This is a genomic window from Pseudomonas sp. Sample_20, from assembly GCF_004307585.1.
GTDB lineage: Bacteria > Pseudomonadota > Gammaproteobacteria > Pseudomonadales > Pseudomonadaceae > Aquipseudomonas > Aquipseudomonas atacamensis.
Genome location: NZ_RCOA01000021.1, coordinates 1 through 9,137 on the forward strand (window position 1 = coordinate 1; position 9,137 = coordinate 9,137).

Genomic DNA, 9,137 nt, shown 5'->3' on the forward strand with positions numbered 1-9,137 from the left:
TCGTCGACCAGACCGTCCTCGATCAGGGGTTCAATGCGTTTTGGAGTCTTCATCAGCTTTTATTGTGGATCCTTTATTACCAAACACGCGAATGTCACTCGTTATACGGCAATCCTCGCCCGACGGGGAGGGGTTGCCGACCTGTGAACCTTGAGGATGCACACACTGTGCCGGATCAATCGCAGCGACCCGGGCGAATCATAGCCGAGACCGTGGCATTGATTGGTATCGGCCGGCAAGGGCATTTGCGACAGAATCTGACATGGTCGGTGAACTTCAGTTGCCCTCACCCCAGCCCTCTCCCAGAGGGAGAGGGGGCCGATCGAGGTGTCTCCCGTAATGCATCGACCTGAGAGACCGCAGCGCTTCTGGTTTGAATCGCAGCTTTGGATTCGGTGAAGGGCGCTCAGGTCGGCGTCGATCTCGAGCATCCCCCAATCAGTCCCCTCTCCCTTTGGGAGAGGGTTAGGGTGAGGGGCTTTTTCAGCGTTCAATGATCGCGGTGACACCCTGCCCGCCCGCCGCACAGATCGAAATCAACCCTCGCCCCTTGCCCGCCGCATCCAGCAGCTTGGCCAAATTCGCGACAATCCGCCCGCCCGTCGCGGCGAACGGATGCCCCGCCGCCAGCGAACTGCCTTTCACATTGAGCCGACTGCGATCAATCGAACCCAGCGGTGCGTCGAGCCCCAGGCGGGTTTGGCAATATTCGGGATCCTCCCAGGCCTTGAGCGTGCACAGCACTTGCGCGGCGAAGGCTTCGTGAATTTCGTAGTAATCAAAATCCTGCAAGGTCAGGCCGTTGCGCGCCAGCAAGCGTGGCACGGCGTACACCGGCGCCATCAGCAGGCCCTCGGCACCGTTGACGAAATCCACCGCCGCCGCTTCGCCGTCGCGCAGATAAGCAAGGATCGGCAAACCGCGCTCTCTGGCCCATTCCTCACTTCCCAGCAACACCACCGAAGCGCCATCGGTGAGCGGCGTGGAATTGCCGGCCGTCAGCGTGCCCTTGGCGCTTTTCTCGAAGGCCGGTTTCAGCGTGGCGAGTTTTTCCAGGGTCAGGTCCGGGCGCAGATTGTTGTCGCGGGTCAGGCCGAGGAACGGCGTCATCAGATCGTTGTGCCAGCCTTCGCTGTAGGAAGCGGCGAGTTTGTGGTGGCTTTCGAGGGCCAGTTGATCCTGTTCTTCGCGGGGAATATTCCAGGTCTGCGCCATCAGCTCACAGTGCTCGCCCATCGACAGGCCAGTGCGTGGCTCGCCGTTGCGCGGGAATTCGGGGATCAGGTGCTGGGGGCGCAACTGCAAAAGGGTTTTCAGTTTGTCGCCGGTACTCTTGGCGCGGTTGGCCTGTAGAAGAATCCTGCGCAGGCCTTCGCTGACGCTGATCGGCGCGTCGGAGGTGGTGTCGACGCCGCCGGCAATGCCGCAGTCGATCTGGCCGAGGGCGATCTTGTTCGCCACCAGCAACGCCGCCTCCAGACCGGTGCCGCAGGCTTGCTGAATGTCATAGGCCGGTGTCGTCGGAGACAAGCGCGAGCCGAGCACGCATTCGCGGGTCAGGTTCATATCCCGTGACAATTTAAGCACCGCGCCCGCCACCATTTCGCCGATGCGCTGGCCATGCAGGTTGTAGCGTTCGATCAAGCCTTCCAGCGCGGCGGTGAGCATCGCCTGATTGCTGGCCGTGGCGTACGGCCCGTTGGAGCGAGCGAAAGGGATGCGGTTACCGCCGATGATCGCGACGCGGCGCAGCTGGGTCATGAAAAGCTCCTGTTCCAAATGGTCGAAATTTGCCCAATCCCTGTGGGAGCGAGCCTGCTCGCGAAGAGGCCGGCACATTCAGCCTCTTCAGCGCCTGATACAGCGCCTTCGCGAGCAGGCTCGCTCCCACATGAACCGCATTTATCTGCAAGACCTGCTAAACCTGAGTGTTCAAGCGTAGGCCTTATTGCGCCGATCGAACGATTGATTGCCGTAGACAGTCCACACTTTGAACCCCAACTTCTGGAGAGCGTTCCATGTCTGACCGCTATATCGACTTCGCCAACTCATCCTTCGGCCATCGTCTGGTCGGGGCCTTGGGCCTGCCGTCGCCGGTGCGGCTGGAACGCTGGCAGGCGGGGCGTCTGCGGCCGATCGAGGGCGCCCTGTTGCTCGGTGGCGGGCCGCTGGCCGAACGGATCAGCGGGTTTGCCAACCGCTTGACCGATGCGATCTACAGCTATGGCACCGAGCCCTCGCTGGCCACTGCATGGATCCCCGGCCACGGGCCGAAACTCAAAGCGGTGGTGTTCGACGCCAGCGATTTGCAGCACACCGATCAGCTCAAGCAGTTGCGCGAATTCTTCCAGCCATTGATGAAGAATCTCGACCATAGCGCGCACCTGGTGATTCTCGGCCGTGCTCCGGAAAGCCTGGGTGATCCGTTCGCCTCCAGTGCGCAGCGAGCACTCGAAGGCTTCTCGCGCTCGCTGGCCAAAGAGCTGCGCGGCGGTGGCACATTGCAGTTGATCTACGTCGGCGAAGGTGCCGAGGATCAATTGGAAGGCCCGCTGCGATTTTTCCTCTCGCCGAAAAGTGCATTCGTTTCCGGCCAGGTGATTCGCCTGACCGCGTGCGCCACACCGGTGACTGACTGGACCCGCCCGCTGGCCGGGCGCAAGGCGCTGGTCACCGGTGCCGCGCGCGGCATCGGCGCGTCGATTGCCGAAACCCTCGCACGTGATGGCGCCGAGGTGATTCTGCTCGACGTACCGCCAGCCAAGACCGACCTCGAGGCCCTTGCCGCGCGCCTCGGCGGCCGGGCGATCACACTCGATATCTGCGCCGATGACGCCGCCGCGCAATTGATCGAACAGCTGCCCGACGGCCTCGACATCCTCGTGCACAACGCCGGCATCACCCGTGACAAAACCTTGGCCAACATGACCCCGGAATTCTGGGACGCGGTGCTGGCCGTCAACCTCAACGCGCCGCAAGTGCTGACCAAGGCGCTGCTCGACAGCGGCACCCTGCGCGACAACGCACGGGTGGTCTTGCTCGCCTCGATCAGCGGCATCGCCGGCAATCGCGGGCAAACCAACTACGCGGCGAGCAAGGCTGGCCTGATCGGTCTGGCCCAGGCATGGGCACCGACGCTGCTGGAACGCGGCATCAGCATCAACGCTGTCGCCCCGGGTTTTATCGAAACGCAAATGACCGCGCACATTCCGTTCGGCCTGCGCGAAGCCGGGCGGCGCATGAGTTCGCTGGGCCAGGGCGGTTTGCCGCAAGACGTCGCCGAAGCCGTGGCGTGGCTGGCGCAACCGGGCACGGGCGCGTTCACCGGCCAAGCGCTGCGGGTCTGTGGGCAAAGCGTTCTGGGGGCATAAAGATGAGCATCGAATGGCACACGCTGGATCGCGAACCGAGTCTGCCCGCGCTGTACTCGCGCGCAGCAACGCGACGCAAAATCACCGGTACGCAACTGCCCGACAGCGGCCTGCGCTGCTGGGTCGATATCGACGGCAAACGGCTGGCGGCTTATCGCAAGGTCTGCGGTTTCGTCGATGACGGCCTGCTGCCGCCGACCTATCCACATATCCTCGCCTTCGCCTTGCAGATGCAATTGCTCACGGCCAGGGATTTTCCGTTCCCGCTGCTGGGGCTGATTCACCTGAGCAACCGCATCCGCGTGCTGCGGCCGATGGGCGCGATCAGTCGCGCGCAAGTCAGCGTGCGTGTGCACAACCTGCAACCACATGCCAAGGGCGCGACGTTCGATCTGTTGACCACCCTGGACGATCAACTCGGGCCGCTGTGGGAAGCCGAAAGCCGGATGCTCTGTCGCGGGGTGAAACTCGAGGGCGAGGCGCTGGCCCAAGACTGGCAGCCGTCACAGGATTTGCTCGAAGTGACGCGCTGGACTGCGCCGGCCGATATCGGTCGCCAGTATGCGAAAGTCTCCGGCGACTACAACCCGATTCACCTCAGTGCAGCGAGCGCCAAACTGTTCGGTTTTCCCACCGCGATTGCCCATGGACTGTGGAACAAGGCGCGGACACTGGCGGCACTCTCCGATCACCTGCCCAAAGCCAACCTGGAAATCGCCGTGCACTTTCGCAAACCGGTGCGCCTGCCCAGTGAAGTGATATTGCTAGCCAGTGCCGCGGGCTCCAGCGGTGAGTTGCGCCTGATCGGTGCCGGCGACCTGGAACATATGGTCGGTCAGTGGCAACCGATCGCCTGATCTGGCGGGGCGGAAAACCCGTTAATTGTGTATATATCACTTAAGTTTTTCCGCGCCCTGCCCGCCGCTTTGCAAAAAACCGAGCCTTGAATATCAAGGCTTTTTTTTGCCCGTTTATTACCTGGGTATTAGTCCTTCGGCATAGCGCCGAGCCCTCTATATAAAGGGGTTAATACCAACTTGAGAATGGTGAAAAACCTGCCGTCGACTGAGATTACAGCCACGGACGAGGCATCGCCGACGACAGATCGGCGAGCCATCGAAGGCAACGTAACGTTGTGACAGGTGCAGGAATCTCAATCATGAAAACTCAAGTGATGTGGTCCAAATCGGCAATCGCGCTGGCACTGATTCTTTCGGTCGGCCTCGTCGGCTGCAGCAGCGGCGGTGGCGGTCATCGCAGCAGTTCGGGCAGCTCGACGGCGGACGGCACGGCGGGCACCGATGGCAGCGGTGGCGCGGGTGGCGGAACCGGCGGCGGTACCGCAGGCACTGGTGGAACAGGTGGCACTGGCGGAACCGGCGGTACCGGCGGCGGCACCGATCCGACCAACCCAACCAATCCGACAGACCCGACCGATCCCACCAACCCGACCAATCCCGCTGCACCTTCGCTGGTGACCACAACACTTGTTCAGGATGTCGGCAAAACCGTCAGCGGTGTCGGCGATGGCGTCGGCCAGATCGGCGATTCGCTGAGCACTGTTCCGGTCGCTGGCGGCATCGTGCAAAGCGTGGCCAACACCACCGGCAACGTGGTCAGCACCTTGGGCGATGGCGTCACTGATGGCATCGGCAAACTGGCCACTGACCCCAATGGCCTGACCACCACCGTGGCCTCGGTTGGCGGCGTGGTTGCCGATGTTGGCGACGGCGTGTCGGACCTCAGCGTCAAACTCAACACCGCGACCCGAAGCGTTCCCGTCGTTGGCGGTGTAGTCACCCGCGTGGCGCCGCTGGTCGATGGCATCGGTGAAAAAGTCACCATGCTTGGCGACACCCTCAACACCTCACTGACCAGCGGCCCGACCAGCCAGTTGACCAACAAGGTCGGCAGCGGCCTGGTGCCGGTGATCGCCATGGTCGAAAGCACCACCGACAAACTCGGCGTTACCACCGGCCTGGGTGATCCGCTCAAAGGGGTGATCTCGAAAGTGGGCGGCACGGTGAACAGCCTCGGCGGCAAAGTTACCGACGCAGGCAGCGGCAATGCCCTGACCAACACCCTCGGCGGCGCCCTGAGCAACACCGGCACGGCGGTCGGCAAAGCGGGCGGCCTGGTGTCCAATGGCACTGGCTCGGGTACTGGCGGCATCGGTGGCATCGGTGGCGGGCTGGGCGGCACCGGTCTGTTGCAAACTGTCGGTGGTGCGGTGGTCAACGTCGGCAGCGGTCTGAATGCCGGCAGCACCAGCGGCGTGGTCAGTGCCGGCGGCGTCACCGCTGGCGGGCTGGGCAACACGATTGCGTCGATCAACACCGTACTTGGCGGCTCGGGCACACCGATCACTGCAACCACGTCGCCGCTGGCCAGTGTCGGCGCCGCAGTCGGTGCGGGCCTCAATCCGGTCACCAGCGCGGTCACCACTGTCACTCAACAGGTCGGCGCCGCTACCGGTCTCGGCACTCCGGTCGCTGGTCTTACAAATCAGGTGGGCGCCGCCGTCGGTAATCTCGGCGGAGCGATTGCCGCCACCAACAATCCGGTCACCACTGCTGTCGGCGGTCTGGTTACCAACGTCGGCGGCACCGTGGCAGCGGTCGGTGGCCTGGTCAACGGCGGCACTGCCACTGGCGGCACAACTGGCGGTCTGGGCGGGGTACTCGGCGGCCTGACCGGCGCGCTGGGCGGCAACAAACGCTAAATTGCACCTGGCCGATTCGACGGCCTTACCTACAGCGCCTACGCTTGGTTGAGGGCGGAAGATTCCCACGAGTCTTCCGCCTTTTTTCTACGGAAAAATCTGCCCTGTGCTGTGTTCTGACCATGGAGTGTCCTATGCGCGTACTGGCATCCCTGCTGTGCCTGAGCCTCAGTTCCGCTGCCCTCGCCGACACCTTGCCCAGCTTTCTCAACAGCAACGAAACCATCCGCAACCTCCCCGTACCCAACCTGCCCGCCGACGCCTATCGGCCGAGCGCAGCGCCGCTGCAAGTGCCGGACCCGGGTGCGACCGCCGCACAGCCATTGCTGATGGAAACCAAGGTCAACCTCAAGACCGTGCAGATCGAAGGCGGTACGATCTACCCGCTCAACGAACTCGCGGAAATCTACAAGCCCCTGATCGGCCGCCAGGCCAGCCTTGCCGAACTGATCGAAGCCACGCGCAACATCACCCGCCGCTATCAGCAGGATGGCTATCTGTTGTCCTACGCGTTCCTGCCGCAACAGAACTTCGATGACGGCGTGGCCCGCGTGGTGCTGGTCGAGGGCTACGTGCGCGATATCCAGATGCAGGGCGACATCGGCCGGGTCAAAAGTCTGCTCGACAAACTCGCCGCGAAAATCCAGGCCGAACGCCCGCTGACGCGCAAGACCTTCGAGCGTTACACCACGCTGATGAGCCGCATTCCCGGCGTCACCATTCAAGCGCAAGTGCCACCGCCGGGCACCACCGATGGCGCGACCACTCTGGTTGCCCAGGCCAGTCGCAAACCGTTCACCAGCACCCTGAGCACCACCGAAGACAACCGTAACGGCCCGCAGGCGTTGCTCGGTGTCAGCAGCAATTCGCAGACGTCGATGGGCGAACAGTTGAGCCTCAGCGGCCTGTTTCCACCGGGCGACGATAAAGAGCATTACTACCGTCTCGACTACAGCCAGTTCCTCGATACCGAGGGCACGCAGCTCAACGTCTCGGCCTCGCGTTACCGCGCCGACCCGGACACCGAAGTGCTGGTGGGCGATGGCGGACGCCTGAGTACCCACCGCGAGAACGATCGCTACTCGATCGGCTTCAGCACGCCCCTGATCGCCTCCGCCAACGAACTGCTGACCGCCGGCTCGCGCTTGTATGCGGTCGACGACAAGACGCGCTACGACGGCATCAACTTTCCCTTCAGCACCGAACTGCGCACCGACGTCCGCGCCCTGGCTTTCGAAGGCGACTGGCGCAAGGCCGACGCCCGCCAACTGCGCATCCTCAGTGCCGGTGTCTACCAGGGCTTCGACAGCCTCGGCGCACACACCAACTATGACGACATCGACCTGGATTTCTTCCGCGTCAGACTGTCCGGCGTGCAGAGCGACAAGTTCCTCGACAACTGGCAAGGCGTGCTCTCGGCGGCGCTGTACTGGAGCGACGACACCTTGCCCGACAGCGAACGCGCCGTGTTCGGCGGGCAGAACTTCGGCCGTGGCTACCCCGACGACCAGGCCTCAGGCGACAAGGGTTGGGGCGTGGCTTACGAGGTCAACTACAGCTTCAACCGCGAGGGCAACTGGGTGCGCATCCTGCAACCCTACGTCGTCGTCGACCGCTCGCGCAGCTGGTTCAACCAACTGCCGGTGCAGGCCAACAACCTGTCATCGACCGCCGTCGGGCTGCGCTTTGGTGATGCCAAGTATTACAACGTGGCGCTGGAAGTGGCGAAGGCGATGTCCGATGAAGCGCTGGATACGTTGAATCGCAAGCCGCGGTACAGCATCAGTTTCAGTTATCAGTTGTGATGGCCGAGCGGTGTGTCAGTCAGGATTTTTTTGACTGACGCACCGCCTTCGCGAGCAGGCTCGCTCCCACAGATTCGGCGGTGTTCATGGTTGCTGAGTACAACCGCCGTCCCTGTGTGAACGAGCCTGCTCGCGAAAGCGTTCGGCTATTCAACCGATTTATCGCAGCGCTTAAACCAGCCGTTTAAACACACGCCCCGTTACCTCGCAACAGCCCACAAATCCTTGCGCCGTTGCCTACGGCTACGCCAGAATCCGCCGGCTTGTGCGCCTGGGGCGCGGGTTCTATCGTTTGCCTGCCACTGCTCATCAGTGGTCGGGTTTAGTCGCCCGCTTGTCCACGACGCACAGGTTCCTGTCACCCAGGTATTGCATACCTGCACTTGATGGTGGCTGTGCGCAGGGCGCCTCCGGGCGCGCCGATTTCGTGGCTCATCGGTCGACTAACCTGCGTGCAGCTGCCTCCCTTATCGTTTAGCAGCGAGAGGTTGCGGCCCTTACTCCACAAGGAGACTGAGCCCGTGAAAAAGATAACGCCCGACCCACCCCTTGCCGATCCGACTTTCGCCGACCCGCTCGTCGAAGCGCAAAAACTCAAGGAAGCCGCCGACCGCGCCATCGATTACTACCTCAACCCCCGCCTCATCAAAGACCCCGCCGCACCGCGCAAACCCAGCACCCTGTTCATCGTCGACCCGGCCGCGGACAACGAAACCCTGCTGGTGCATGCCTGCGAATCACTGGCCTCGGCGAGCATCATGGCCAGCGACCTCGCCGGATTTATCGATGGACCGCAGCGCAACTCCCTGTTGGGAATACAGCAGGTGATCATGCTGGGCGAACTGGCGGTCAACCGCGTACTGGACAGGCTTGTGCCGGAGTGACAAGAGCAAGAGGTTGATTGCGCAGGTGGTGAGTCAGGCAGAGCGTTGTTGGCTGACTGGCCGCCTTCGCTGGCAAGCCAGCTCCCACAGGATTGATGTACATCAGGAAGAAATTGGTTGGCTGGCAGGGCGCTATCGCGAGCAGGCTCGCTCCCACAGTTTGAATCGAGTACATCTGCGAGAAACAGGTCGGCTGTCAGGCCGCCTTCGCTGGCAAGCCAGCTCCCACAGTTTGATCGGGTGCGTTCAGTGAGAAACAGGTCGGCTGTCAGGCCGCCTTCGCTGGCAAGCCAGCTCCCACAGTTTGATCGGGTGCGTTCAGTGAGAAACAGGTCGGCTGTCAGGCCGCCTTCGC

Annotated in this window: 6 protein-coding genes; 5 read left to right on the plus strand and 1 reads right to left on the minus strand. The window is 62.6% G+C overall.

All coding sequences use genetic code 11. The annotated features are described in order from the left end of the window. Nucleotides 1-483 precede the first annotated feature (483 nt). The gene (locus tag D8U70_RS05935) at nt 484-1,761 is read right to left on the minus strand and encodes an acetyl-CoA C-acetyltransferase (protein WP_130928476.1); all 1,278 of its coding nucleotides are present in this window, start codon (nt 1,759-1,761) and stop codon (nt 484-486) included. 257 nt (nt 1,762-2,018) lie between these two features. Here D8U70_RS05935 and D8U70_RS05945 point away from each other — a divergent pair, with 257 nt between their 5' ends. The 5 genes from D8U70_RS05945 (at nt 2,019) to D8U70_RS05965 (ending at nt 8,782) form a co-directional block, all read left to right on the plus strand. After that, nucleotides 2,019-3,371: a 3-oxoacyl-ACP reductase gene (locus D8U70_RS05945; protein WP_130928477.1), complete on the plus strand. Its 1,353-nt coding sequence runs from the start codon at nt 2,019-2,021 to the stop codon at nt 3,369-3,371. A 2-nt stretch (nt 3,372-3,373) separates the two neighbouring features. Then, nucleotides 3,374-4,228 carry a MaoC/PaaZ C-terminal domain-containing protein gene (locus tag D8U70_RS05950; protein ID WP_130928478.1) on the plus strand — a complete coding sequence of 285 codons (855 nt, stop codon included), beginning with the start codon at nt 3,374-3,376 and terminating at the stop codon, nt 4,226-4,228. Nucleotides 4,229-4,530: 302 nt separating this feature from the next. After that, on the plus strand, nt 4,531-6,093 hold the full coding sequence (locus tag D8U70_RS05955; protein WP_130928479.1) for a collagen-like triple helix repeat-containing protein: 1,563 nt from the start codon (nt 4,531-4,533) through the stop codon (nt 6,091-6,093). Nucleotides 6,094-6,227: 134 nt separating this feature from the next. Beyond that, nucleotides 6,228-7,898 (plus strand): POTRA domain-containing protein, encoded by a 1,671-nt coding sequence (locus tag D8U70_RS05960; protein WP_130928480.1) that lies wholly within the window; start codon nt 6,228-6,230, stop codon nt 7,896-7,898. 521 nt (nt 7,899-8,419) lie between these two features. Next, the gene (locus tag D8U70_RS05965; RefSeq protein ID WP_016771835.1) at nt 8,420-8,782 is read left to right on the plus strand and encodes a DUF6124 family protein; all 363 of its coding nucleotides are present in this window, start codon (nt 8,420-8,422) and stop codon (nt 8,780-8,782) included. The last annotated feature ends 355 nt before the right edge of the window (nt 8,783-9,137 follow it).

Bases quoted from the DNA above. Each gene is read 5' to 3' on its own strand.
- D8U70_RS05935 (WP_130928476.1), bottom strand. From the start codon at position 1,761: ATGACCCAGCTGCGCCGCGTCGCGATCATCGGCGGTAACCGCATCCCT.
- D8U70_RS05955 (WP_130928479.1), top strand. From the start codon at position 4,531: ATGAAAACTCAAGTGATGTGGTCCAAATCGGCAATCGCGCTGGCACTG.
- D8U70_RS05950 (WP_130928478.1), top strand. From the start codon at position 3,374: ATGAGCATCGAATGGCACACGCTGGATCGCGAACCGAGTCTGCCCGCG.
- D8U70_RS05960 (WP_130928480.1), top strand. From the start codon at position 6,228: ATGCGCGTACTGGCATCCCTGCTGTGCCTGAGCCTCAGTTCCGCTGCC.
- D8U70_RS05945 (WP_130928477.1), top strand. From the start codon at position 2,019: ATGTCTGACCGCTATATCGACTTCGCCAACTCATCCTTCGGCCATCGT.